The organism is Cardinium endosymbiont of Nabis limbatus (assembly GCF_965196625.1).
GTDB lineage: Bacteria > Bacteroidota > Bacteroidia > Cytophagales > Amoebophilaceae > Cardinium.
Map to the genome: position 1 here is coordinate 670,082 of NZ_OZ239769.1, position 26,490 is coordinate 696,571.

20 protein-coding genes are annotated in these 26,490 nt (G+C 38.9%); 12 read left to right on the forward strand and 8 right to left on the reverse strand.

Annotated features, from left to right (window positions below):
• Positions 1-39 precede the first annotated feature (39 nt).
• The 3 genes from secA to ACOALF_RS03160 all read left to right on the forward strand — a co-directional run bounded on the left by secA (position 40) and on the right by ACOALF_RS03160 (position 3,636).
• Positions 40-3,162 (forward strand): preprotein translocase subunit SecA, encoded by a 3,123-nt coding sequence (gene secA, locus ACOALF_RS03150; protein ID WP_419241063.1) that lies wholly within the window; start codon positions 40-42, stop codon positions 3,160-3,162.
• A gap of 68 nt (positions 3,163-3,230) precedes the next feature.
• The gene (locus tag ACOALF_RS03155; RefSeq protein ID WP_419241915.1) at positions 3,231-3,422 is read left to right on the forward strand and encodes a hypothetical protein; all 192 of its coding nucleotides are present in this window, start codon (positions 3,231-3,233) and stop codon (positions 3,420-3,422) included.
• A complete protein-coding gene (locus ACOALF_RS03160) occupies positions 3,400-3,636 on the forward strand; it encodes a hypothetical protein (protein WP_419241064.1) in 237 nt (78 codons plus the stop codon). The genes ACOALF_RS03155 and ACOALF_RS03160 overlap by 23 nt, the downstream gene beginning before the upstream one ends.
• Here ACOALF_RS03160 and ACOALF_RS03165 read toward each other — a convergent pair.
• A complete protein-coding gene (locus ACOALF_RS03165; protein WP_419241065.1) occupies positions 3,633-3,842 on the reverse strand; it encodes a histone H1 in 210 nt (69 codons plus the stop codon). The genes ACOALF_RS03160 and ACOALF_RS03165 overlap by 4 nt on opposite strands.
• A gap of 413 nt (positions 3,843-4,255) precedes the next feature.
• Between ACOALF_RS03165 and ACOALF_RS03170 the strand changes: the two genes are divergently transcribed.
• Both ACOALF_RS03170 and ACOALF_RS03175 read left to right on the forward strand, forming a co-directional pair.
• Positions 4,256-4,402 (forward strand): hypothetical protein, encoded by a 147-nt coding sequence (locus ACOALF_RS03170; RefSeq protein ID WP_419241066.1) that lies wholly within the window; start codon positions 4,256-4,258, stop codon positions 4,400-4,402.
• The gene (locus ACOALF_RS03175; protein WP_419241067.1) at positions 4,392-4,727 is read left to right on the forward strand and encodes a hypothetical protein; all 336 of its coding nucleotides are present in this window, start codon (positions 4,392-4,394) and stop codon (positions 4,725-4,727) included. The genes ACOALF_RS03170 and ACOALF_RS03175 overlap by 11 nt, the downstream gene beginning before the upstream one ends.
• Positions 4,728-4,761: 34 nt before the next feature.
• Here the strand turns inward: ACOALF_RS03175 and ACOALF_RS03180 are convergent, their stop codons facing one another.
• Positions 4,762-5,244: an HIT family protein gene (locus ACOALF_RS03180; protein ID WP_419241068.1), complete on the reverse strand. Its 483-nt coding sequence runs from the start codon at positions 5,242-5,244 to the stop codon at positions 4,762-4,764.
• 150 nt (positions 5,245-5,394) lie between these two features.
• Complete coding sequence (locus tag ACOALF_RS03185) at positions 5,395-6,513, reverse strand: Mrp/NBP35 family ATP-binding protein (RefSeq protein WP_419241069.1); 1,119 nt, start codon at positions 6,511-6,513, stop codon at positions 5,395-5,397.
• Between the two features lie 244 nt (positions 6,514-6,757).
• Between ACOALF_RS03185 and ACOALF_RS03190 the strand changes: the two genes are divergently transcribed.
• The 4 genes from ACOALF_RS03190 to ACOALF_RS03205 all read left to right on the forward strand — a co-directional run bounded on the left by ACOALF_RS03190 (position 6,758) and on the right by ACOALF_RS03205 (position 10,096).
• Positions 6,758-7,075, forward strand: a complete 318-nt coding sequence (locus ACOALF_RS03190; protein WP_419241070.1) for a hypothetical protein — start codon at positions 6,758-6,760, stop codon at positions 7,073-7,075.
• A 249-nt stretch (positions 7,076-7,324) separates the two neighbouring features.
• Positions 7,325-8,071 (forward strand): hypothetical protein, encoded by a 747-nt coding sequence (locus tag ACOALF_RS03195; protein WP_419241071.1) that lies wholly within the window; start codon positions 7,325-7,327, stop codon positions 8,069-8,071.
• An 11-nt stretch (positions 8,072-8,082) separates the two neighbouring features.
• A protein-coding gene (prfB, locus tag ACOALF_RS03200) for a peptide chain release factor 2 (protein WP_419241072.1) occupies positions 8,083-9,157 on the forward strand; the annotation gives its coding sequence in 2 pieces (ribosomal slippage) (positions 8,083-8,139 and positions 8,141-9,157; 1,074 coding nt in all).
• A 459-nt stretch (positions 9,158-9,616) separates the two neighbouring features.
• Entirely contained in the window at positions 9,617-10,096 is a 480-nt protein-coding gene (locus ACOALF_RS03205; protein WP_419241073.1) for an Lrp/AsnC family transcriptional regulator, read from the forward strand.
• On the opposite strand, the gene ACOALF_RS03210 is transcribed toward ACOALF_RS03205, so the two are convergent.
• Together ACOALF_RS03210 and ACOALF_RS03215 are read right to left on the reverse strand one after the other, a co-directional pair.
• A complete protein-coding gene (locus ACOALF_RS03210) occupies positions 10,086-13,565 on the reverse strand; it encodes a sodium:solute symporter family transporter (RefSeq protein WP_419241074.1) in 3,480 nt (1,159 codons plus the stop codon). The two genes, ACOALF_RS03205 and ACOALF_RS03210, sit on opposite strands and share 11 nt — an antisense overlap.
• Before the next feature lie 204 nt (positions 13,566-13,769).
• Entirely contained in the window at positions 13,770-16,676 is a 2,907-nt protein-coding gene (locus ACOALF_RS03215; RefSeq protein WP_419241075.1) for a sodium:solute symporter family protein, read from the reverse strand.
• A 472-nt stretch (positions 16,677-17,148) separates the two neighbouring features.
• On the opposite strand from ACOALF_RS03215, the gene ACOALF_RS03220 reads away from it, so the two are divergent.
• Complete coding sequence (locus ACOALF_RS03220; protein WP_419241076.1) at positions 17,149-18,474, forward strand: hypothetical protein; 1,326 nt, start codon at positions 17,149-17,151, stop codon at positions 18,472-18,474.
• 161 nt (positions 18,475-18,635) lie between these two features.
• Here ACOALF_RS03220 and murA read toward each other — a convergent pair whose 3' ends face one another.
• Genes murA through ACOALF_RS03235 form a run of 3 tightly spaced genes read right to left on the reverse strand, consistent with a single transcriptional unit; the run spans position 18,636 to position 22,880 of the window.
• Positions 18,636-19,934 (reverse strand): UDP-N-acetylglucosamine 1-carboxyvinyltransferase, encoded by a 1,299-nt coding sequence (murA, locus tag ACOALF_RS03225; protein ID WP_419241077.1) that lies wholly within the window; start codon positions 19,932-19,934, stop codon positions 18,636-18,638.
• A 42-nt stretch (positions 19,935-19,976) separates the two neighbouring features.
• A complete protein-coding gene (locus ACOALF_RS03230; protein ID WP_419241078.1) occupies positions 19,977-20,573 on the reverse strand; it encodes a DUF4290 domain-containing protein in 597 nt (198 codons plus the stop codon).
• Between the two features lie 27 nt (positions 20,574-20,600).
• Complete coding sequence (locus tag ACOALF_RS03235; protein ID WP_419241079.1) at positions 20,601-22,880, reverse strand: ATP-dependent helicase; 2,280 nt, start codon at positions 22,878-22,880, stop codon at positions 20,601-20,603.
• A 444-nt stretch (positions 22,881-23,324) separates the two neighbouring features.
• Between ACOALF_RS03235 and ACOALF_RS03240 the strand changes: the two genes are divergently transcribed.
• Together ACOALF_RS03240 and ACOALF_RS03245 are read left to right on the forward strand one after the other, a co-directional pair.
• On the forward strand, positions 23,325-24,647 hold the full coding sequence (locus ACOALF_RS03240) for an esterase/lipase family protein (protein WP_419241080.1): 1,323 nt from the start codon (positions 23,325-23,327) through the stop codon (positions 24,645-24,647).
• Positions 24,648-24,712: 65 nt separating this feature from the next.
• Positions 24,713-26,113, forward strand: coding sequence for a CCA tRNA nucleotidyltransferase (locus tag ACOALF_RS03245; RefSeq protein ID WP_419241916.1), 1,401 nt, complete (start codon positions 24,713-24,715; stop codon positions 26,111-26,113).
• Positions 26,114-26,490: the final 377 nt, after the last annotated feature.

A 26,490-nucleotide genomic window follows, 5' to 3' on the forward strand; every position in this document is an offset into this window, starting at 1 on the left:
CTATAATTTCAGCTTAGCGCTATTTTTATCCATACAAAGATGTTCAATCGACTTTTTGCTAAATTTTTTACTTCGAAAAAAGAAAAACAATACCGTTTTTACAATCAAAAAGTAGCTGAGGTCAATGCGCTATATCAGTTGTTGCAACCGCTTTCCCATGATCAATTGCGGGAAGAGGTTACATCTATTCGCAAAGAGATCGCCGCGCACCTACAGCCTATTACATCTGAGATGGAAGCACTCAATAGGCCCATGGAGGCCTCATCAATCGATGCTTTGGCTACCGTTCACGAAAGGGCCGACCGGTATAAGCGGTTGGAGCAGTTAACCAAACAACACAAAGCAGCCTTGGCCGTCATTTTAGATCAGGTATTGCCGCGTGTTTTTGCCATTGTAAAAGAAACCGCTCGCCGCTTTAGGGATTATAGCCAGTTAAGCGTTGCGGTTAATGCGCATGATGAAGCGATTGCCGCTTATAGGCCTTATGTGACCATAGCGCAGGATCAAGCTATTTGGCAAAATCAATGGCAAGTAAGTGGGCGCATGGTGGTTTGGGAAATGGTTCATTACGATGTGCAATTGATAGGCGGGATGGTCTTACATCAAGGTAAAATAGCTGAAATGGCTACTGGGGAGGGTAAGACCTTGATTACCACTTTAGCGGCCTTTTTAAATGCATTAAGCAATCAAGGCGTTCATGTGGTTACCGTAAATGACTATTTGGCCAGGCGGGATGCAGAATGGATGGCACCTATTTTTGAGTTTCATGGTTTTACCGTTGACTGTATAGATAGCTATGCTGCCTATTCTGTTGAGCGGCAGCGCGCCTATCAGGCGGATATTATCTTTGGCACCAATAATGAGTTTGGTTTTGATTATCTAAGGGATAATATGGTAACCGATGCCAGTGATTTGGTACAGCGTGCCCACTATTTTGCCATTGTAGATGAAGTGGACTCTGTACTTATTGATGATGCCAGAACCCCCCTTATTATTTCAGGTCCTGTAGAAGAGAGTGATGAGCATATTTATAAAGAGTTGGCTGCTAAAATTGCACAGCTTTATACGCTACAAAAGGAGCTGGTTATTAAGCTCCTACAAGAAGCAAAGCAAAAAATAAAAGAAAACAATATAGAGGAGGGAGGATTAGCCCTTTTTCGTGCCTATAGGGGATTGCCTAAGTATAAGCCTTTGATTAAATTCCTTAGTGAAAAAGGTATGCGTCAGATTCTAGATAGTGTAGAGTCGTATTACATACAGGAAAATGCTAAGATGATGCCTGAAGCAGATCAGCCTCTTTTCTTTGCCATTGATGAGCGCCATAACAATGTTGAAATCACCGAAAAAGGGCTAACCTATTTAACAGAGCAAGAAAAAGATACCTCTTTTTTTGTATTGCCAGACGTAGCAGCCCACATTGCAGCCATTGAGAATGACACCACTTTAACCCATGAAGAAAGCATTGCCAAGCGTTCTTATTTCCAACAAACCTATAAGGTAAAAGCACAACGCATTCATGCCTTGCATCAGTTGTTAAAAGCCTATGCGCTATTTGAAAAAGATGTGGCCTATATTGTTGCCAAGGGTAAGGTCAAAATTGTAGATGAACAAACCGGTCGGGTATTGGATGGCCGTAGATATTCAGATGGCCTCCATCAAGCTTTAGAAGCAAAAGAAGGGGTGAAGATTGAAAAACCTTCTCAAACCTATGCCTCTATTACCCTGCAAAGCTATTTCCATATGTATGATAAATTGGCTGGTATGACTGGTACAGCGGAGACCGATGCCGAGGAGTTTTGGGATATTTATGGTCTTGCTGTAGTACCTATTCCTACCCATAGGCCACTCTTACGGGAAGATAGAGAAGATAAAATTTACAAAACAGTACGGGAAAAGTTTAATGCCATTATCGAAGAAATTGGCACCTTATCTGCCCAAGGAAGACCTGTTTTGGTGGGTACTACTTCGGTAGAAATATCTGAATTGGTGAGTAAAATGCTTGCTTTTCGCAAAATTCCTCATCAAATCTTAAATGCAAAACATCATCAAAAAGAAGCGGAAATCGTAGCACAAGCTGGTGTAGCGGGTACGGTTACCATTGCCACCAATATGGCCGGTCGTGGTACCGATATTAAACTGGATCAGGCTTCAAAAGCAGCTGGTGGGCTGGCCATTATTGGCACAGAGCGTCATGAATCAAGACGTGTAGATCGGCAGTTGCGCGGCCGTTCTGGAAGGCAGGGCGATCCCGGTTCTTCTCAGTTTTTTCTTTCCTTAGAAGATAGTTTAATGCGGCTCTTTGGTTCTGATCGAATTGCGGTTATCATGGATCGAATTGGCTTAGAAGAAGGCGAGGTCATTCAACACAGCATGGTGAGTAGGTCTATCGAAAGGGCACAAAAAAAAGTAGAGCAGAATAACTTTGCTATGCGCAAGCGTTTGTTGGAGTATGACCGTGAAATGGGCACCCATCGTGGTGCGGTTTATCAGCGGCGGAATCATGCTTTATTAGGCAAGGGCGTTGAGGTGGATATTATGAATATGCTCTACGATACGGTGACCAATATTATAGAGCATGAAGATAGTAAACTAGAAGCCAGTTTTCTCAATCCAATTTTTGCTGCTGTATTTGGTATGTCAGATGGCTTTTCAGCCTCCTTTTTTGAAGGAAAAAAGAAAGAAGTGCTTATAGAGGATATCTATCAGCAGTTGGTAAAGCTATATGCCGAACGCACTACAAGATTGCAGGAGGTGTTGTTTACCTATTTTAAACAGCCTATTTTCAGCAGCAGTAATGGCTTTGAAGCTCCTTTTTTTGATGGTAAAATATACATTAGAGCCACTGCTTACGCTGCTGACTTTATCGATACGCAGGGAAGTGCGTTGGTTAAAAATTTAGAATGCATGGTTATTCTTCATGTAATTGATCAACATTGGAAAAGCCATTTGCGCGTTATGGATGATTTAAAGCAATCGGTTCAAAATGCGATTTATGAAAGACAAGATCCTATTATCACTTTTAAGTTTGAAGCCTACCACTTGTTTAGAAAGTTCATGGCCACTGTAAGCCAAGAAATTATTTCTTTCTTGTTTCATGCACCTCTTTATGTACAATTGCCATTAAAGAGCGCTGAAGCAGACCAATCAGGTAAAAAAGGGTAGCGCATTGCTTTTAAAGCAAGTTATTGTATTGGTTTAATACAATAACGAATGGTTTTTAAACTTATTTAATAAAACACCCTCCCCTACATTTAGCTGTAGCATTAGGCAATGTCAAAGCAGCTGAAGAGATTTTGAATCGTCATAACATTGATGTTAATCAACCTTACAGTGTTACACTCACTGATAAAATGGTAACACCGCTTGAATTGGCAGTTGAAAACATAGATCTAAAAATGGTTGGAAACGCTGTTAGAAGATAAACGTGTTGACCCAAACTTAACCAGCTCCAACAATGCAGGGGATTGCTGTCCATGTAGCATTTTGCGTCAATGTAAAGCGCTAATGGCCGCTTATTACTTTTTACTGCGTGCCAACTTTTTATCGGCGGCCATGGGCGATGGAGGGTGGAAAGACTATAAAATTAGCCCGCTACGCGGGCTTCAAACTGATGATTTACTTTCAATTACTGGTTAAACCTGTTTGCCATCTGAACCTTTTAGATCATCCTTAGACGCTTTGGACTCCGAAACATGCGCTCGAATTTCTTGCGCAATTTTTTTTAACGTTTGCATACCCTTACGAACCCTGGTTCCAGCTGCTTTATTCTCTTTCTCATAGAATTTGTGAAACTCATCTTCTAATGAAAGTATTAATGTTTTTAATTCTTCAAATCGATTCATGATATAATAATTAATCGTGCCTATTTATGCTTGCTAGATTTTACCTAGCTTTCTTTTTTTATGAATCTAATCATTTTTTATCACATTGTTCTGATCTTTCTTTAAATTTTAAACCTTTTTTTGTCACTTCGCTTTGAATACTAACCAGTAGCATTGTTGTAATGCCTGTTTTAGCAGCTCACTAATTCATATCATTTATCTATTTTATATTCCACTATAATTTTTAAAAATGCGTTAATCTTCTGTGCTTTCTATAGCTTTTTGATCAGATTTAATGCAATATAGCATCCTTTTCAAGATGGAGCGGGTTGAAAGTATTGCTAAATATAAAATTAAATACCATGGTAATAAATGGTTAACTATCTAGTATACTTACTGGCAAGCAATTATATTAAAAACAGAAATATTGTATTATGCGCACAGAACATTTCATTATTTGGCGTTTGGTGGTAATCTTTATTTTATTTAATCTTTCAGCATGCTCTTTAGGCCATAAGGTTTGTATGGGCACGCTCAGTAGTTTTAGCGGGAGCAATAGTAGTGAAGACTTTGGTGGATAAGTGTTCTTTAATAAAAGGTGTAAAAAAACCAGAAGAAAAAAAAGCAAAAACGAAAGAGGAAAAAAATGCAGAGCATGCTGAGATAGTTGGTGCAGTAGTGGCATTTCCGCCTGCATTAGCTGCTGGATCTGCTGCTATGGTATCTGCAATAGAGATTTTAGGTGCATCATCCATCACACCGCTAATAGGCCTAACGGTGTTCCCACTTATAGGGGGACTTTTTATAGGAGGTCCACTAATCATAGCCGGCGCATGGGCAGGCCATAAGATCTATAAGGTATGTCAGAAGCGGAATAATAAGGATTGTAAGCCTGATTTTAGATAAAAAGCTTGTGCTGAAATAGATACTAAGCATCTATTCAGTGCGCATTTTTTAAAAAATGCGCTATTGCTGCTAATTTTTCATCTGACTCCCGTTCTGCATCGTGAGAGGAAATGTAGCCAGGGTATCTATCGAACTTAGTTTTAATCGTACTTGCTATCCTCTTCCAACTATCCCCCTTCGTTCCATGCAGCGGGATTAATTTAGCGTGCAGATGGTTGACACCATATCCTTCAAATACAAGGGCTGTTCGCTCAACGGTTGAAAATTTATGGACCAATAGGTCAGATACTTGCTTAGCGGCTGCCATTAACCCATTGATCTCTTCTGAGGCATGATCAAAAATATAGCTACTTAGGTGGTGTTTAGGGATTACCACTGTAAACCCTTCTGTATTAGGGAATATAGACAAAAAGGCCATATATGTTCCATTTTCCCATATTTTATGACAAGGCGCTCGCCCAGCTGCGATCTCGCAAAAAATACAGCTTTGTACGGATAGATGAGTAGCCATTTCCATAGTATTTTAATTATGCTTGTTTGCAATCACTCTAAAATAAAGATTATCAAGCGTTTAGGTTGTATGAGATCTATTTAATTTTAGTCAAAAAATCTAAATAAACCAAGCCTATGGTCAGCCTTAAGATCATAGAAGCAGACATTAGCTGTTTTAATGCATGTTATGGCCTGAAGCGTTATCCTGTTGGCAGGTGGCATTTTGGACGGCCACTTGTTGCGCTAACCTTTCAGCAATTTTGTTAAAAGGCATAATGGTTGCATCAGGTATGGTACCCAAGTCTCCCTGTTGGCAAATCATTGTAAGCAGTGGAACTTGCCCTAAAAAGGGTATAGCTGCTTTTTCTGCTAGTAGTTTGCCGCCATCTTTTCCAAAGATATAGTGGCGGTTGTTTGTCTTTTCTTTGTCTACCAGGAAATAAGACATATTTTCTATTAAACCTAAAATGGGGACCTTAATCTGTTCTTTTTGAAACATAGCCATCGCCTTTATGGCATCTATTAATGCAATATTGTGTGGTGTGGTAACGATTACAGCGCCTGTAATGGAAAGGGTTTGCACGAGTGTAAGGTGAATGTCACTGGTTCCGGGGGGAAGATCGATTAATAAATAATCTAATGTACCCCAATTTGTATCTTGTAATAATTGCTTAAAAGCGGCACTGGCCATAGGTCCACGCCATACAATGGCCTCTTCCCTATTCGATAAAAAGCCAATAGAAAGCAATTTTACATTATGGCGGCTTATCGGCATAATCAAATGCTTTCCTCCCTCTTTCACCACAGTTGGTTTCATGGTTTGGCAACCCCACATGGTAGGAATAGATGGCCCAAATATATCCGCATCTAACAGCCCTACCGCTGCACCATGGTTGGATAGCGCAAGTGCCAAATGCGTGGCAATTGTAGACTTGCCAACGCCACCCTTTCCAGAAGCAATAGCAATAATATTTTTGACACCAGGCAGTATAGAGGAGGCAGATCGTCCTGAAGTGACTTTTGATGTAAACTTAATTACAATTTCAAAATCATCTTTTACCTGGTCACGAATGGCTTGTATACAGGCCTGTTTTATTACTTCTTGTAACGGGCAAGCAGGCGTGGTAAGTATAATCGTAAAAGAAATGGTAGTGCCATCTATCTCCAGCGCATCAACCATTCCCAGGGAGACTAGATCTTTCTTTAAGTCAGGATCATCTACCTTACCTAAAGCTGCTAATACCTTTTTTTTTAATGTGCCCATAATGGCCTGTTTTGCTTCAATTATATTCATGTAACCATTAGACCTCTTGCATAAGCTATTTATGATCAGCAATTTTTAGGAGAAACGCAGTCGAGCACCGCAGAATACTACATGTATTTGAGGAGTATAGACAAGCTTCGACACCAAAATGGCCATTAGAAATAGGTTATGCAAGAGGTCTATTGATGCGTTATGCGTGGTCAATAACCCCCTAATTTATACAAATTAACTGATAAATATTGGTATCTTTTTATGCAATGGTGGTTTTGTTTACTTGCTTATACTATTTGTTATAGGGCTTACTGGTATATTTGTTTTTTTAGTCCATCCAGCGTTACCAGAAACAGAGGTTTGGGCATATATCATGGCTCATGTTCCTCCTGCTTTTAAAGGATGTATTGCTATTGGCTTATTGGCAATGACCATGTCCACAGCTGATTCTAGCTTACATGCTTGTAGTGTGATTGTTAGCCATGATATCATGGAAATTATACAGGGCACAAAAGATGCACCTTCTTTTGCCCATCAAATCCGCTTGGCTAAGAGTAGTACCATTGTATACCCTGCCTGCTCTATATTAATGAATTATTAAGATGGGATGGCCCATAAGGCGGTGTGTGGGAATAGATCATTGCTTATGCGCTTGAAAAGTTAAAATAAAGTTTATAAAAAATTTCATAATTTTGAGCCATTGGGCCATTTAGTCGATTCAATAGGATGCTTGCACTTTTGATGGTAGGCAGATTATAAAAAAATTATACCTATTGCTTAATATAAATATTATAACTATATATTCGTTGATGCACACTAAGTTGTGTATCTAAGGCTGCTCTCTTTTTTTTTGATTTTATTTTTTATCCTTATGCCGATACAGCCAAGAAAAATTGGGTTTATAGTTTTTGTATTGCTCTTTTTTGTATGCCTATTTTTTTTTAGATCTATTTCTAGTCGCCTTGCTTTAGGTGTAGATTTTATAGAAAAAGCCCATTTTAATGAAGATGGATCTGGTCAATTTAGCATTGAAGTGGATTTAACCAAGACCAGTAGTTTTATTTCCGTTATTAAATATCTAAATAAGGATTATAAATACAAAGGTATAACTCAATCTATTGGTTATAAGGCTTTTAATGATGCCAAAGAACGTTTTAAAAAAATAGCTGATATTAGTGACGTCTTCGTGCGCTATAATGAAGAAATGCTTAGCTTTGAGCTGGCCTTTAGATTTCGTACCATTCAAGCACTTAATAAAGCCATACGGAAAATCAATAAAGGCTTAGCCCCCCCTAAGATTACTTATTTTAGCCTGGATGATGGCCTATTTGTCCGCCAGGATATAAATGGTATTGCGCAAAAGGTACTTTTTTATCAAAAGTATGATAATTCTTTAATTAAAAGTTTAAATCTAGCCTCCTTTTTTAAGGAAACTACCTATACGACGATTTATACTTTCCATAAAGAAGTTGAAGACTATAGCAATCCACTAAGCGAATTAACGAAGGATAAGAAGACCATACGCATTACCCACTATGTTTTTGCGCCTGATCAGATAGAAGAGTCTATAGGGAATCGTGTTCATTTTATGAAATAAAAATAAGTTGTATGAAAACCCAATATTTTGATCTAAAAGAAAGAATTAATGCCTTAAAGGACTGTCTTTGACTATGCTGGTAAAAACAAACAACTGCAGCTATTAGAAGAAGCAGTTGCAACCCCTTCATTTTGGTCTAATCCAGTTGAGGCCCAACAAACCATCCAAAAAATTAAAGTTTTAAAAGAATCAGTTGATCCGTTTAATACGCTGCAAGCGCAATGGGAAGAACTACTTGTATTAGAAGCTTTATTTGAAGAAGATCCTGTTGCACAAGAAGAATTATCTGTTGTAGCCTCTTCTTTGTCTGCATTGTTAGAGGAAGTTGAATTAAAAAAAATGCTAGATGGCCAAGAGGATCATTTAGATGCAATGATAGATATAAAACCTGGTGCAGGTGGCACAGAAAGCCAAGATTGGGCCTATATGTTGGTACGTATGTATACCATGTGGGCGACCAAAAGAGGTTATATGGTTAAAACGATTAACTACCAGCCAGGGGATGGTGCAGGTATAAAGGCTGTTACGCTGGAAGTGATCGGTGCCTATGCTTATGGATATATTAGAGCAGAAGTAGGTATCCATCGGTTGGTACGTCTTTCTCCCTTTGATGCAGCAGGTAAACGACATACTTCATTTGCTTCTATATATGCCGCACCTGTTATCGATGATTCCATAAAAATTGAAATAAACCCTTCAGATTTAAGTTGGGATACCTTTCGGTCTGGTGGAGCAGGAGGGCAAAATGTTAATAAAGTAGAAACCGCTGTTCGTGTAAAGCATATTCCTTCTGGCATTACAGTAGAGTGCCAACAAGAACGCTCTCAACTGCAAAACAGAGATAAAGCTTTGCAATTGCTTAAATCTAAGCTTTACCAACAAGCATTAGAAGAGAAACAGGCTAAACAGCAACAGATAGAAGCAAGCAAAAAAAAGATCGAATTTGGTGCACAGATTAGGAGTTATATATTGCATCCCTATAAAATTATTAAAGACAATCGAACGGGATATGAACGAAAAGATGTAGAAAATGTTTTAGATGGAGACTTGGATGGGTTTATAAAAGCCTATTTGTTACAGCGTTAAATATTAAGTGGATGTTATGGCCAGGAGGGAAACTACTAAGAAAAGAATTTGGAATTAACTTATAATATAACCGAAATCTGCTTTTGTTTGAGTAAATGTGATCCAGAGGTTCTAAAAAAGGAAAATAATGCAGGAGAAACTGCTTTGGGTATAGTGGTAAAAAAGCATGAGGCTTCTCCTAGTTGTATGCCTCATTGATTGTCAAATAAAACATCATTTTAATGGGCGGTTGTTCCCATTACGTCAACTTAAGATATGGTAGCCGTCGATAAGAAATTTGGCACTTTCAGTAAAACAGTTCGTTGCATTATTTTACTGTATGCAAATTTTTTATCGGCGGCTACCAGAGCCCGGCATGCGAATGGGGCTTATAAAGACAATTGTAATTACAATTGTCCTAAGCCCCCGCCATATGCGTGAATAGATACGAATAGATTTTCCTTAAGATGATACCATTTTATGAACAGATACATAAGTACTATGGAACTAGATGCAATAGATAAACATATTTTAAATACCCTTCAAGTTGATTCAAAAATCACAAACGCTGCGCTTGCGCAGAAAATCAACCTATCTCCTGCCGCTACGTTTGAACGGGTCAAAAAGTTAGAACAACAGGAAGTTATTACAAATTACGCTGCACAGGTTGACCATTCAAAGTTAGGCTTTTTGGTACACCTCATCGCGGGCATTCGTCTGCAAAAAATCACAGCCGAACATATCAAATTGTTTAAACTTACTATTGATAAAATAGCATCCATTACCACTTGCTATCAAGTAATAGGCGACTTTGATTTTATTTTAATGGTGCAGGCTAAAGATTTAGCTAGTTACCAAGCCACAGTAGTAGAAAAAATTCATATGCTTCCCTTTATGGATCATGTAAAAACTTTATCCGTTGCCAGGTTGGTTAAAAATAAACCACTATCTATAGAATAAATTTTGTGCTGTCATCGGGAGAGGTATCTTTTTTATTTAAAATTTCCTCGCAAATATCGCTCATTTCCAACACCCAATTCGAAATTTTGTTTTTTTTGCCCCATGGAATATAAAACGCAATCGTTTCTTTTGCGATTCTTTTTTGGTCTACTAGTTTGCGAAAATGTAAGGTTCTGATGTTGTGGAGCCTATCGGCTAGTTTAACCTGTACTACACGAATATCTTTACATTGGCCCAGCAGGTTTTTGTTTTCTTTATCATCTAATTTCCATCGGTAACCATTTGTATTGTAATGCGTGACCATGTCTACAATATAGGCCACTTCATGGCCATACATCAGTTCTACTTGGGTCAGTGGTATCGGTGTATCTTCTACTACGTCATGCAATAAGGCAGCTAGAATGGTTGTAGGGTCTTTCGTAACCTCCAACAGTATTTTGGCCACTTCCATAGGGTGGGTATAATAGGGTGCACCAGATTTACGTGTTACAAGCCCATGTGCATTTTTAATAAAATGAATCGTCTTTTCTACCGTTGCCTTGGTCAGGGCTGTTTCAGCAATAAGCAGTTCTGTTAACTCTTGCTCTTGCGCTACGCTTTCTGCTGTTTCGCTTATTTTATGGTTTAAAACTGTAGGATCATAGGTTTTAAAGCGCATGACCTTTTGGCCAGCTATAGGCAATACATAGCAGTAGGTTAGTACTGATTGGGTATCTAGTATGGTGGCATAGCCCCCATGTGCTTGTACAATTTGTCTGCTTTCTGCTTGATAAAGGTGGTTTTCTGATTTCGGTAGATGCGTATACGCTGCCTCATCTGTGATATCATATACCAGTTGTATATTTTGCATGGCTGCATCGGTACTCATACAAAAGGCCAGCGCAGGTAAGGTAAGTGCAGTTTGACCAGATTGTACAGCACTTTCATAGTCGTACCGCAACACCGTGTTGGCAATGGTTAAGGTAACCATATGATCGGTAGCCTGCTCACTTTTGCTGATCCCAAATAGGTTTACCGTTAAAAGACGTTCAAAAAGCGTTCGATCTGCCATCAGATGCGTTACTTTTGTTTGATTCCGTACCAGCAATGCAATAGGCTTCTCTAATGCAAGAATCATGCTATGTGCTTGTAAGATAGCTGAATCGATTTCTATTTGTTGCACTGCTTTTTTGCTCAGCGTTAAAGTTTGTTCTTCTTTTACCCTTTTTAGTAATATCTTGCTAAACTTGTGCAACTGTTTCATAAATAAGTTGATCGTTTCCCCGAGTTTGGGTTGACCATTTGTGTAGAGGTAATGACAGGGCTTTTGCAGTGTTTCGCGCATCTCTTGTAACATTTTATTGCTATAGATGGGATTAAGCCTAGACCAGTTTACTTGGTTATAGATTGCTTCTAGGGCTGCTTTGCGTTCAAAATGTCTAGCCAATGCTATGATTTTAAGTTTGGTTTCTATTTTGTCACGTAGATATTTATAGGTTCCAGAACCTACTAGAGCAGCTGCTACAAGAGCTGTTGCCAAGATGAGCTCTACAGAAATTTGGTTGCAATTGGTCAAAAATGTACTCCAAAAGTCCATGCTAGGTGGTATAAATTTATGTAGGAACATGGCTATGCCCAACATGCTAAGGCCTACTTTTAAAGAAAAAAGCACGATGCCTAAGGCTAGGCTAGCGATAAAAAAAGCAAAAACCATAGGCTTAAAATGGCCTAGTTTTGCAAATTGTATACCCGAAACAAAAAGCAATGCAAATAATAAAACAGGCCATGCCCAGTGGAATATGAGGCTGCCTTTGGGTTTATAACTGTGTAAAGATGGATAAATCATTAAAATGGTTCCAAAAGCTATGACCAAAATATACCAATACGTATAGCGCGAAAAGTAATCTTTCTGCATAAAGTAGAGGGCTGTAAAGGTATGGAGTATTATATAAATACCCAATAGTATAAAAGTTCTTTCCTTTTTTGGAAAAAAGTTTTTCCAGTATGCTTTTGTAAAGGGTTGTTTACAACCTTGTAATCTTCTGCACCACCAGCGCTTGGTTTCTTGATTTTGCAAATCTAATGGGCTAAGATCTTTGATGCCTACCCAACCTGTGTTAGCGCTTTTAGGAAGAAGATAATGGGTCGTAATCAGAATAAAAAGGTTGCAGTAAAAAGCTTCAGCTATACTTTGTTTTAATATAAATGGTATGAACATATTGATTCCCATGTTTAATAAGACAGCAGTCGAATGGGGTCTAAAGCCAAAACTAGCCATGATAAGCGGAATGGTAAAGGTAAGATAATACCGACCTGCGATTTCGGATAGTTTTGAGAAATCAATCTGATAGGATATCATCAGAATACTGACTATGCCTATGCAAGCAGAAGCAATGCGGGCCGTTCTAAGTGGGTATTTGTTTACCTTTTTAGCTGAGCGACCCGTTATAGGCAATGCAATATCATTTGTAAATAAAACAGCAGAAGTATGCAAACTGGAATCAGCGGTAGACATCAGTAAAGCAATAATAGCCGTTACTAAAATGCCACGCATACCAGGAAAGTAAACAAGCTGTATTAAATAATCTATCACATGCTGACTGGTTGGGATCTCATAATTACCTAAGTGTGCAGCTACTGCAATAGTGAAAAAAAGTATAACCAAGATGGCTTCTATAATAATGCCTTTATAGAAAGCTTTTACGGCTTTTTGTGTAGAAGATGCCATATAAAAACGTTGGAGGCATCGAGGGTCAAATATAGATAGAGAAGCCCAAAAAGGGGCAATCGATATACAGGTTAAAATGTTATTGAGTGTGCATACATTACTAATATTAAAATGAGGGGCAGTAGTCAGTTTTGCCCAATTGGCTAGTGGATTTTTTACATAGTAAAGGCACATAAAAATTAGGATGGGAAAGCAAATGCCAAAAAGAAAAAACTCATAAACGTCTGTTAGCGCTACAGACCTAGCCCCTCCAAATGTTGCATAACCAATCACTAATAGTGCTAAAATAATAGCTAGGTAGGGTGAAAACTGTTCTATTTCAGGATAGAGCGCCTTGGTAATGCTTAGGCCGAATTTCAACTGAGCAACTATTACAAATGTACTGAATAGAATGCCGAATATTCCTGTAATCACTCGGATCGTTGAACCATATAAACTGCCCATAGACTCAACTATAGAAAGATGTCCTATGAACGCTTTCATTCTCAATACTATAAATCTTGAAGTTACATATAAGCCTGCTATGTGTACTATATTAGAGATAAGGTAGTACAAACCGCTTTGATAACAGATGTCCATACCATATGTTAAACTTCTACCTCCATAGCTGGTGGCTATTAGGGAAATAGCAATCACAAAACTGCGCATTTTTTTATTCCCAACTGCATAATCTTGGAAGGTTGTAATGCCTGTGCCACAATAAAAACCAATGGAAAGTGTTATGGCTAAGAATATTATTATAATGATTAAATCAATATTCATATTTTTTTTAATTTTTTTGTGCTAGACTGACTTCTGTGGTAGTAGCCTATTCGTGGAGTGCAATATATGTGTTTGAGGCGCATAGACAAGCTTCGGTAATACAATTGCCATGGGCGAGTTTTACAAGAGGTCTTTTATGAAATGAAATAAATAAGTTTTAATTATGCAAGCATAATGGTTCTGCGGGCATAATTTATTTACTTACTAAGCGGTAGGGCAGATGGTTGGCGTTAAATCAGCAGGGTTATAGCTTTTAAAGTGCATTACGTTTTCTCCAGCTATAGGCAACACGTAGAGACAGGTTAATTTTTTTTGGGTTTCTATTATCTCAACATACCCCCCATGTGCTTGCACAATTTGCCTGCTTTCTGCTTGATAAAGCTGTTTTTCCGTTTTGGGTAGGTAAACAGGTGTGATTTCGTCTGTGACCGTATAGGTGGCTTGTGCACTTTGTGCATGCGTATCTGTACTGATCAAAAATGCCAATGCAGGTAATAGGGTAGGTGCATTATTGGTTTGCATGCCGTTTGTACTATGGTACTGTAGGGTGGTATCGGTAATCGTTAGGGTAACTATATGGTCTATCGCTTGCGCACTATTGCTGATGGTCAATAAATTTATAGTTAAATAGCGCTCAAAAAGATCTGGATCTGCTATTAGGTGTTTTATTTTTGTTTGGTTGCGCAAGAGCAACTGCATAGGCTCCCCTAGTGCGTGGATGATACTATGTACTTTTAAGATAATAGGTTCAATTGCTACTGATTGAATGGCTTGCTTATTAAGGCCTAGGCTGTGTGCTTCTTTGGCGCTTTGCAGCAATAAGCTGCTAAATTGACTTAATTTTTTTATAAAACTGTTGACATCTTCTCCAAGTTTTTGCTCCCCTTTTGCATAGAGCTGTTGACAAGGTTCTTTGAGCATTTCACCTATTTCTTGCAGCATTTCGCTGCCATAGGTAGGGTCCAACCTAGACCAATTGACTTGGCTGTAGATAGATTCTAGAGCGGCTTTACGCTCGTAGCTACGGGCGAGTTCTATGACATTACATTTAACATTGGCTTTATCAGACAGGTATTTATAAAAACTAAACCCAATCAGCGTCGCCACCGTAATCGTTACAGCAAAAATGAGTTCTATAGAAACTTCTTGATAACCAGACCAAAATAAGGTACAAAAGGGAAGGCTGGGCGCTATGTATGCATGCACGATCATGGCTATACTGAGCATACCTATGCCTACTTTTAAGGATAAAAGGAGGGTGCCTAACCCTATACTGACGATAGCCAGTGCACAAACCATAGGACTAAAATGACCTAACTTTGCAAATTGTATGGTAGAAAAGAAAAGCAATATAAACAACAATACAGGCCATATGCTATGGAGTATCAGATGGCCCCCTCGCTTATACGTGTGAAAAGCTGGGTAAATGGCTAAGATGGTTCCAATAGCCATTACGAATATATACCAATAGATGTAAGGAAAAAAATATTCTTTTTGCATAAACCATAGGGCTATAAGCGTGCTGCTAATTAAGTAAATACCCAATAGTATAAAAGTAGCTGCATTTTTTGGAAAGAGGCTTTCCCAATATTTTTTAGTGGCTACCATTTTAAATCGCTGTACGCATCTTAACCACCAGCGTTTGGTTTCTTGTTGCTGTAGGTCCAACGGGTTGCGGTCTTTAATGCCCACCCATCCAGTATTGGGCTGTTTGGGGAGGAGATAGTGGCCTAAGATCAGTGTGCCGATGCTCATCACCATAGCAATGGATAGGTTTACATTGGCTTCCTCGTAGGTATGAGATTGGGAGAACCTTGTGTACAATACAAAGATGCCAGAAGTGACCATAGTGATCAGTGCAACTGCGCTACGGGGCCTAAATCCTAGAATGGACATTGCCCATGGAATGCTTACAACAGGTATGTAGATTTCCGTTCCCTTTGCAATCAGTTTATACACATTTCCTTTGTAGGTTAGTGCACTGTATAAGGCTAATATGCCAACCAGTAGAATGGTTATTCTAATGGCTTTTAATTTTTTGATGGATGCATGCACCCCTTTAAAAGATGATAATGGCAATAGGTCATGCACAAAAACGACTGATAGCAAATGCAAAGCAGAGTCAATCGTAGACATGAGTAGGGCAAGTACTGTAATCATGATGATCGCCTTTATACCTGGAATCTGGGTCAAATGCATGAAATAATGGATCACATCATGTTTGCGGGCTAGTGTATGGCCTCCTAGATACAACGCAACGGTTATACACAATGCGAATAGACGTATAGAGAGCACAACCCCTGCACTCCTAGAAAGGACTTTTTTGGCTTTTTGAATGGATTTAGCCATATAGAGCCTTTGTATATAAAGGGGCGCAAGCATAACTGGCAACACGCGCATCCCATAGAAAAAGTATATTTTGAGTGAATGGGATGAAAATATATCGGAAGCGTTTACAAATTGCGCCTGTTGTTTTAAACTTATCCACCCTTCTGCAATAGATATTTTAGCATAGCGCAGCAATAGGAAAGCGATTAAAGGAAAAGTACAGCCAAAACAGAGAAATTGAAAAACATCCGTCATTGCAATGGATCTGGCCCCACCAAAAACCGAATAGAGAATAACGATAAGCCCTGTAACAATAGGAAGCCAATACGCAAGATGCTGTGTGGTACTGGGAAGTGTATAATGAACGATTTGTAGTACAACTTTAAGTTGTGCCACGCCTAAACCTAACATAACCAGTATCACAGTAGCGGCTGTGATTTTACGTGCCACTGGTCCATACAGCTTACCGATAGACTCTGCCATAGTGTAATCTCCTAAAAACTCAGCCATACGCGCTGTGAGTATCCTCGAGCCAAAATAGGTCATTAAAAAAAAGATGAAAGCCGCTATTACCGCTTTAAATCCAAGAAAATAGCAATCAGATACAAAGCCTAACGTACCTATATGCATCACGCTAGCTACTAAGGAACAAACGATAACGAATGTAGATAAATCCTTCCCCAGGACATAATCCTTAAATGTTTTCACGCCTTTGGCATGATAGAGTCCAATTAGGATATTTAAAACTAAAAATACCCCTATAATCATTAAATCGGTGTACATAGGCTACTTGATTTTTACATGAATGCATAGGCCTATTTAATATAAGCTAAATAATTCTAAATCTTTTCAGTAAAGGATGACTAGAAATTACCATAGTTCTTATCCGCTGTAGCGTTTCAATTTAAGTACGCCTTTAAATTAATGTTTTTATTGTAGTATGTTATATACATCATGAGGCCGTTGTAGTAGAAAACTGTATAAGTTGTTTAATACAAATGCATGTTTGATTGGGACTTTTTTGAAACTATATAATCGTAAGTTATTATTAATTATGTTCTTTTTTAGGATATAAAAGCAATGTATAAGTAGAAAATATCTATATTTTGAGGATCCTTCTATGTTTGTTGAAATAGTTTCGACATTTAACTATACTATCTGTATAGTATCTGATTAAGACCTGAATCAAATAATTAAATTTTAAAATACTAAGATGATGAATAAATATGTTATATGCTTTCTAAAACTAACAAGGATGCGTGATAAGCGAAGTATGGGGATAATACCTTTTGTTGCAATTTTGTTAATCTATGGACATGTATGTACAATAAGTAAAAAAAACATAAGGGGTCGAAAATATAATGGTTATGATCGTATATCTGATAAATATGAACTTGGTGAATCTTGTGAAGAAAATACAAAAAAACTACTTGATCTCAAGAAAAAGAATTCTAATGAGTCAATAAGTGAAAAGATCTCTTTAAAATCCCTGATGAATTCTATAAAGTATCATGATCACAATCACGATCAAAATGGCTATTGCTATCGCGTAATTTTAAATCTTTTGTCTGATAAGGACAGTAAATGGATAAATCAACAGGTGCAATATGGCGGTGTTACGCCGGGTTTTGATTATGATGAAAACCGTATGCATATTTTGGACCCAGATTGGCATGTATATAAGAGCCTTTTAGCAGTTGCGTTGGAAACGCAGCATGCAGATGCATATATGCCTCTATTGGCTAAGCAGTATGTACAAAAAACGCATGTAGCTAGTTTTAGGTATGTTGGTATAAATACAAAATATACTTCACATGCATTTGGTCTATTGGGTTGGGTATTTTATAATTGGAAGTGTAATCAGGCACAGAAATGGAATTTGTCAGATGATAAGCTAGCTAATATGATTTCTGATATAATAACTATAGATCGGGATGAAATTATTAAAAAATCTATTACTGAACATGATAAAGCTTTAGGTACTGCACCTATATATTATGTTGTCTTATTTCATTTATCTAAACTACTTGAAAAGTTCTTGGAAAATGTTTCAAATGTAGAAGAATTACTTAAGCTATATACTCATAACTCAAAACATTTTTCATTACTCCATACCATAGTTGATTATAGACATGATGGCTACCATAGACACAATAGTGATCCATTATTTAATGAAGGTACTTTCTTAAAAAGTAATACATACTTAGAAATGTTTAAAAATGTGTTTAAAAGAATATATGATTTGTCTAACCAATCAAAAGCTGTGGAGTCACTTTTTAAGCAAGATAGCAAGCAATATTCTGTATTTGCCCGTTCTTATATGCCAACTGATCGTAGGGATATTAGGCTTATAAACTTCAAGCTATTCAGAACTGGTGGTGATATGGAATATATTTGGCATAGAGCATTGCATAGATTCAAAGCGATTTTAGCTGAAGTTTCTCTTTTTTTAACTAGTGAACATTGGGGAAGGATTAAGGCAGAAATCGATGCGTTGTATAATAAAGGACGTCTTAGTGAGGATTATGCTAAACGCTTAAAAGATGCATGCGATGAATCTGCATCTAAAACATCATTTTAATTGGCGGTTGTTTTCAATTGCGCCAACTTTTTATCGGTGGACATGGGCGATGGAGTATGCTAACAATCCATTTGCATTTCTGTGCTAGACTAGACTTTCCTTAAGCTTCCACCATACGTGAATAGATACTTTTTATCAAGCAAAAAATGCAACACACATCCTTAAACCCTTTCAATCGATGCACCTAATGCATTAAGGCGCTGGTCAATACGCTCATATCCTCGATCGATTTGGTGAATGTTTTCAATAATACTGGTTCCCTCTGCTGCTAGTGCTGCAATGAGCAAAGCAATGCCTGCTCTGATGTCACTTGAGCTCATATGGATGCCATGTAGCTTTTGGCCACTCCCTAGGCCTACGATATGTACCCTATGCGGATCACATAATACCAGTCGTGCGCCCATTTCAATCAAATGGTCTACAAAAAAGAGTCTGCTTTCAAACATTTTTTGATGGATGAGTATATGCCCTTGTGCATGTACAGCAGCTACCACGGCAATACTAATTAAATCAGCGGGTATCCCTGGCCAAATGGCATCGTAAAGCGTTACAAGCTTCCCATCCATCTCCGTTTGAATCGTATAGCAGGATTGGGCTGGAATATGTAAGGTATGACCCTGCTTTTCTAGTACAATACCCAATTTTTTAAAACAATACCAAACAGGTTCAAAAAGTTTAATAGGTACATCTGTAATGGTGAGTGTAGATTGGGTCGCTGCAGCCAGTCCAATAAAGCTTCCAATTTCCAACATATCTGGTAATATCGTGTGTGTAGTGCCTTTTAGCGCTGGTACGCCCTCTATAGTTAATATATTAGAACCAATACCGGTAATGCGCGCGCCCATGGCTACGAGCATATGGCAGAGTTGCTGTACATGCGGTTCACAAGCTGCTGGATAAATAACGGTCTTGCCTTTGGCCACGCTGGCAGCCATAATCAGATTAGCCGTTCCGGTTACCGATGCCTCTGACATCAGTACATCGGCGCCTTTTAGTAGATGGCATTGGGCGATCCAACTGGCTTCAGCAGGTTCGAAAGCAATACCTAGTTGCACGAGCCCTTCAAAATGCGCATGTAGCCCTCTGCGCCCAATTCTATCTCCTCCAGGCTTAGCGATCACTGCTTTTTTAAAACGGATGATAAGAGGCGCCAGCAACATAATAGAACCTCTTACTTTAGTATATGCCGCTCGAAATGCTGCTGTACACATCGCATCTTTTTCAAGATGGGTGGCACAAAACTGATACCCTCTATTCCCCAATGGGGTAATCTGCACCCCCAAAAGGGCCAGCAGTTGCATCATACTCTGGACATCTGCAATATTCGGTACATTGTAGAGGGTTACTACTTCATTGGTCAATAAGGTGGCACACATCACTTGTAGTGCTTCATTTTTGGACCCTTGTGGCCTGATGGTGCCAGATAACTGATGCCCCCCCTTGACAATAAATTTACTCATTTCCCCGAATTAGATTGTATAGTAAGCTTACTATTGCTGCGCCTACTTTTTAGAAGTATTGGATTTTACGTGGTGCTTGTTTCTAGGCTTTTGGTTATTGGCACCATCATCTGGTAGGGTACGTATGATTTCTACATCAAGCGTTGTACCATCTGGCAGCATCCGCTTGATATCCTGAATAATTCTTTCATTATTGATGTAATCGTTGTTCCATGTGCTGCTAAAACGACGCATCAATTTTCCGACTGCTATAAGCATCTGCTCTTGCTCTTTGAGTGTGGGTAGGGTCGTTATTTTTTTTAGGAGTGACTCCATATGCCGCCCATAATATTTGTATCTGATCAGCTGCATAAAGGGCATATGGGCATAATTTTGTTGGTTATTTTCCCTTTTAATAGGTTTTGGATTAGGACTATCAATATCTAATTTATAATCTGATAGTATAAAAAGGTCATCCCACCGTTTTTGTGGTGATTCTGCATTGGGGTTGACCACTTCCATTAGCTTTACAATACTATGGGCTTTTTGTGTGCGAACAGCTTTATCCTCAATGGTTGCAATTTGTTCCATGAGCTTTTGTATGTTTCTACCATATTCTTTAAGCATTAAAGGCGATCGGATTGTATTATAGTCGTACATTATCGGTTATTAGGTTAAAAATAATATCTAAATATAGGGCTTCTGTGTTGAAGGCAGTATTTCTAGTTTTGCATACTTTAACAAGAGGGTCTTTTCTCCAAATTTATCAAAAAGAATAACCGCTTTAGGCATGCCTGCAGATGCACCCAATCGCAAAACTTTTCCTAAGCCAAAATGGCAGTGATGTACCATCTGCCCAACTTCTAAAGTAGTTGGATCAGTTGTAGCTTCAGATGGTAACGGTGCCTCTATTTTTCTCACGGAACTACTTGGTTTGGTGAGATGCTTTGGGGCAACTGTAGCCTTAGCAGTAGGGCTAGGTAGGCGAGGCTTCGCGATCGTTTTAGCTTTTCTATGGTCGTCTATCTCTTTTAAAAAACGACTGGGTTTGACATTCGTTAACATACCAAACCGGTATCTGCTTAAGGCATAAGATAGCGTTAACTTCAGTTGTGCACGGGTAACCGCTACGTAGAAAAGACGCCTTTCTTCTTCTAAGTCTGCTTTGCTCCCTAGCATCATAGGAGAGGGAAAAAGCTCCTCCTCCATGCCTACCAGGTATACATACTTGAATTCTAACCCCTTGGAGGCATGAATGGTCATTAGTGTAACCGCATCTTCATTTGAATCTTCTTTATCTGCGCTGGTAATCAGTGCTATTTCTTGTAGAAAACTCCCTAGGCTTGGATCGTTGTTTTCAGGGTGGTCTACAAACTGTTTGATGCTATTGAGCAATTCTTGGATATGTTCATAGCGGGTTAATCCTTCTACGGTTTTATCTTCATGTAGTTCCTTGAGTAGGCCAGATGCTTTGGCCATATAGGTGGCTATGGTATATGCATTTTCATTTTCTAGTTTTAGGGTAGCGGTATCCACCAATGTTACAAATCGGGTAAGCGCTGCTGCAGTGGCGCCATGTAAAAAATCATTTGAACTGGACAGCACTGTCCAGAAGGGAGCCGATTTTTCGGCTGCAATAGAAAATATTTTATCAATAGTAGTGGGTCCAATGCCCCGTTTAGGGAAATTGATAATCCTTCTAAAGGCTTCTGCATCATGGTGGTTGACTACAAAACGCAAATAGGCTAAAAGATCTTTTACTTCTTTGCGTTGGTAAAAAGAGAGCCCTCCGACAATGCGATAGGCAATATTTTTTTTACGCAATGCTTCCTCAAAATTTCGGGATTGATTGTTGGTACGGTATAAAATAGCAAAATCCCGATAAAGGAGCTGATGGCTGAACTTTTCTGCAAGCAGCTGATCTACTACCAACCGACTCTCTTCCATATCTGAGCGGGTCGTTAGTACGTCAATTGGTGCCCCAATGGGATTATCCGTCCAAACTTTTTTCTTTAACTGTGCTTCATTGTGGCTAATGATCCGGTTGGCTGCATCAACAATATGTCCTGTAGAACGGTAGTTTTGTTCAAGTTTGATCATGTGGTGATCTGGGTAATCAGTCGTAAAATGCAAAATGTTTTGAATGTCAGCTCCCCTAAATGCATAAATACTTTGCGCGTCATCGCCCACTACGCAGATGTTTTGGTGGCCGGCCGCCAATTTTTTGGCAATACTGTATTGCACTAGATTGGTATCTTGAAACTCATCAATCAGCAGATAGCGAAACTGTGCTTGGTACTTTGCACTTAGCATAGGATCATTATATAGCAGCTTATGGGTCTGTACCAGTAAATCATCAAAATCCATTGCGCCAGCTTGTAAGCAGTGGCGGGTATATCTTAGAAAGATTTCACTGAACCTAGCCATACGCATATAGGCATCTTCCTTTTGATAGGTTGGGTCTGCAGCGTAGACTTCTGGTGCAATCAGCCTATTTTTAGCATGCGAAATGCGCCCCAATACAACAGCTGGTTTATATACTTTATCATCCAGACCCAGGGCCTTAGTGATTTGTTTGATGAGTGATTTGCTGTCTTCTGTGTCATAAATACTAAAATGGGAGGGATAACCTAAGCTATTGGCTTCCTGACGCAATAGCCTCATAAAAACACTATGAAAGGTGCCCAACCATAACGCCTTAGCCTCATTGCCCACTATTCCGGTAATGCGGTGGCGCATTTCAGCAGCCGCTTTATTGGTAAAGGTCAAAGCAAGAATCTGATGAGGTGCTGCTTTTTTTTCTTTAAGCAGATGGGCTATTCTGGCCGTTAATACTTTGGTTTTACCTGAGCCCGCACCTGCTACAACAATCGATGGGCCCTCGGTATGGATGACTGCCTTCTTTTGCATCTCATTAAGGCCAGAAAGATAGGCTGGTTTCATAGCTGGTTCGGTTGTGATGACCATTTTACTTTTATGTTTGATGCAACCTAAGCAAGTATACTTGTATGGTTGTAAACGCGTGATAGGGAGTATGCATTTTGTTATAATGAGTAGGTAAGCAATTTAATAAATAGTTAGATAAAGGGCAAACAAGGATTTGGCTATACCATGCTTATCATGCAGATCTTTTCTAAAGTAGCTTAAAAGTGCTATATTTATCTAATGCAGCAGCCATTAGACCTCTTGCATAACCTATTTCTAATGGCCATTTTGGTGTCGAAGCTTGTCTACGCTCCTCAAATACATGTAGTATTCTGCGGTGCTCGACTGCGTTTCTCCTAAAAATTGCTGATCATAAATAGCTTATGCAAGAGGTCTATTAAGCCATTTATTTTATCTACTATCTTTCCGTTGCGGAAGTTGATGCGCATGTACCATATCATACCGATTCGTAAGGCCCTTATTTGCATGTACCGATCTATTGTACTCTTTTGTTTTGCCCTAAGTGTGGGGTGTGAAGGATGTAATGATCTTAATAAAGAAGATAAAGAGTCATCTGCATTAACCCCACGGCCTTCTTTATCGGAGTCACAAGTTTTATTAAAAAAAAGCAATGCCAAGCAATCAGGTAATCACCCGGAAGAAACGATAGAATCAGATGGGATAGGTGATCTTGAAGCTCCTAAAAAAGTAGAAAACGCTCAACGCGTAGCTAAAGTGCCAGAGCATAAACAAGCGGTTGTATTGTTACATGGATTGGCTAGAATTTCCAGTGACTTTGCTTGTATGATAAAAGCATTTAAAAAAATGTTCCCCTATGCGACTATCATTGCTTTAAAATGTCTTAATAAAGATTCTAACAAAGGAAAATTTTCTAGCCCCAGTTCGAAATTATCGATCAAAGAGCAAGCTAAAGAAGCTTATGAAGAAATTAAAAGCGCGGTGCCATATGGTAGCCATTTGGTACTAGTAGGCCATAGTCAAGGTGGATTACGTGCTTTTTCCCTTATTAAAGAATATGGAAGTGATTTGAAAAATGAATATGGAATAGTGATTGATCACTTGATTACTATAGCTACACCTTGGAAAGGGGCTCCGATTTTTGACCACATTAACGATGTTAAGAAGTTTAATCAAAAATTTGGTGAAATAGAAGAAGACTTAAATGCTATACAAGCAGGCTATGCTGATGCTGTAAGAGGATATTTTTTCAAAAAATTCCCAAATTTAGCAGAAAACCATCCTACGTTGTATAAAAATCTAGCATTAGTGGCGATGAAAGTGTCAGAGGTGATGAGAATGCTACGGGATATAAAATGGATAAGCACTCAAGGCGTGTTGGACTTAAACCCCAAAAGTGATTTTATTAGCCATTACGTTGCCTCAGGCCTTAAAGAGATTGATGTGCCTATTACCGCTATTGCGGGTGTTTTAACTGATTTTTCTAAATTGTTTGAATCATTCCCCTTTTTTATTGAGGGGCCACGATTACAAAAACTCAATGCGACCTATGCAGAACTGATTGGGGGTGATCCAAACTGTGCGCATGATATGTTGCTTCCTGTTGATACGCAACATGCAGTAGGATTGGCTCCTAAAAACTTTAAATGTATAACGGTAGAGGGGGCTTGTCATGGCAATAAGGTAGGTTTCTCTGTAAAGCGTGGACTTTCTGAGCTTAACAATAAAGAGGTGATACAAAAGGTAGTCGAATCTATAGAAGAAACCTTTTACGAGCAAAAAGAAAAGGAGGGTATAGAAAAAGGAGCCGAGGCTCCGCTTGCTGCTTAGCTGTTTGCACGAAACAAATGTATTAAAACATTATAATCTTGGAACCTATAAAAAGTAAGGATGCTATGGCGCTGTTCAGTGGGATAGATCATCATCCCATCTTGCGCCAAATTGGAGAGATTGCTGATGGGCTTCAGTTAGAGACTTATCTAGTAGGTGGATTTGTGCGTGATGGATTGTTAGGGCGTCCCTCCAAAGATATTGATATTGTTTGTATAGGAGATGGTATGGTACTGGCACAAGCTGTTGCAACCTACAAAGCGGTTCCTGTGAACCTATTTAAAAGTTTTGGTACCGCTATGTTGCATTGGGATGGTTGGGAGGTAGAGTTTGTAAGTGCTAGAAAAGAATCTTACCTACTGAATTCCCGTAATCCAAGTGTTTCCATGGGTACACGCTCTGATGATCAAATGCGCCGAGATTTTACCATTAATGCAATGGCGATCTCTTTAAATAAGCAAGATTATGGACGATTATTAGATCCATTTAATGGCCAGCAAGACTTGATAGATCGGATCATTAGAACCCCTTGTGATCCCGAAAGAACCTTTTCGGATGATCCATTGCGTATCATGCGCGCCATACGGCTGGCTGCGCAGCTGGATTTTACCATTACACCAGAAACATTGGCGGCTATGACGGCTGTTCGGGATCGATTGGGCATTGTGGCGCAGGAACGTATTGCAGAAGAGCTGCATAAACTGATGGCTACCGATAGGCCTTCTTATGGGTTGAAACTTTTATTTGGTGCCAACCTATTGTCGATTGTGTTACCAGAATTGCAAAAGCTTTCAGGGAAAGCGCAAATTGGATGTCATTCCCATAAAGACAACTTTCTCCATACACTTGAAGTGTTGGATAACCTCGTTAAGCATTCTCCTAAACTATGGCTGCGTTGGGCAGCTGTTTTTCATGATATCGCCAAACCATTGACTAAAAAATTTGACCCTATACATGGTTTTTCTTTTCACGGTCATGAAGATTTGGGTGCTAGGATGTTGCCTAAGCTCTTTAAAAGAATGCGTTTTCCTACCAGTAAGGAAGTGCTTGGGTATGTACAAAAATTGGTTCGGTTGCATTTACGTCCTATAGCTTTAGCAAAGGAGGTCACTGATACCGCTATACGGCGTCTTTTGTATGAAGTTGGTGATGATTTAGAGGATTTATTTTTGTTGTGTAGAGCGGATATTACCTCTAAAAATGAAATAAAGGTGCAGCAATATTTGGCCAACTTTGATAGAGTGCAAAAAAGGGTGTTAGAAGTAGAAGTACGTGATAAAATTAGAAACTTTCAGCCGGTTATTACCGGTTCCATTATTATGGAAACATTTGCACTCAAACCATCTGCTCAGGTAGGCCTTATTAAGGAGGCAATTAAGGAGGCGATATTAGAGGGTAAAATTAAAAATGAATACCAAGAGGCATTTGACTATATGTTACGGATTGGCAAACGTTATATAGGGTAGCGGATAGAGCAGTTTTGATGCGTATGGTAATGGTCTGGGTCTTTACTATGGGTATTTTTTTGAGTGGATGGATTGGTAGGGGTGTTGCTAGCTTAATGTATCCCTCCCCACTGTGCCAACACTCCATCTTAATAAAACTGTTTTGAATACAAACAGAAATGTAAGATATCTATATAACATTAGCAATCCCATATTTTTTTATTTCAAAATCATACTATATTATACGTACGCATCATATAATCGTGCAGGAAACATGTAACCATGTTTATGGCATTAACTGTTCTAACAATATGGTCTGTGTTATTCGTTTTAATGCTATTGCAGCGGCCTCAATGCATACAGACCTATTAGATCCTACAAAAACTATTTATCTTGCA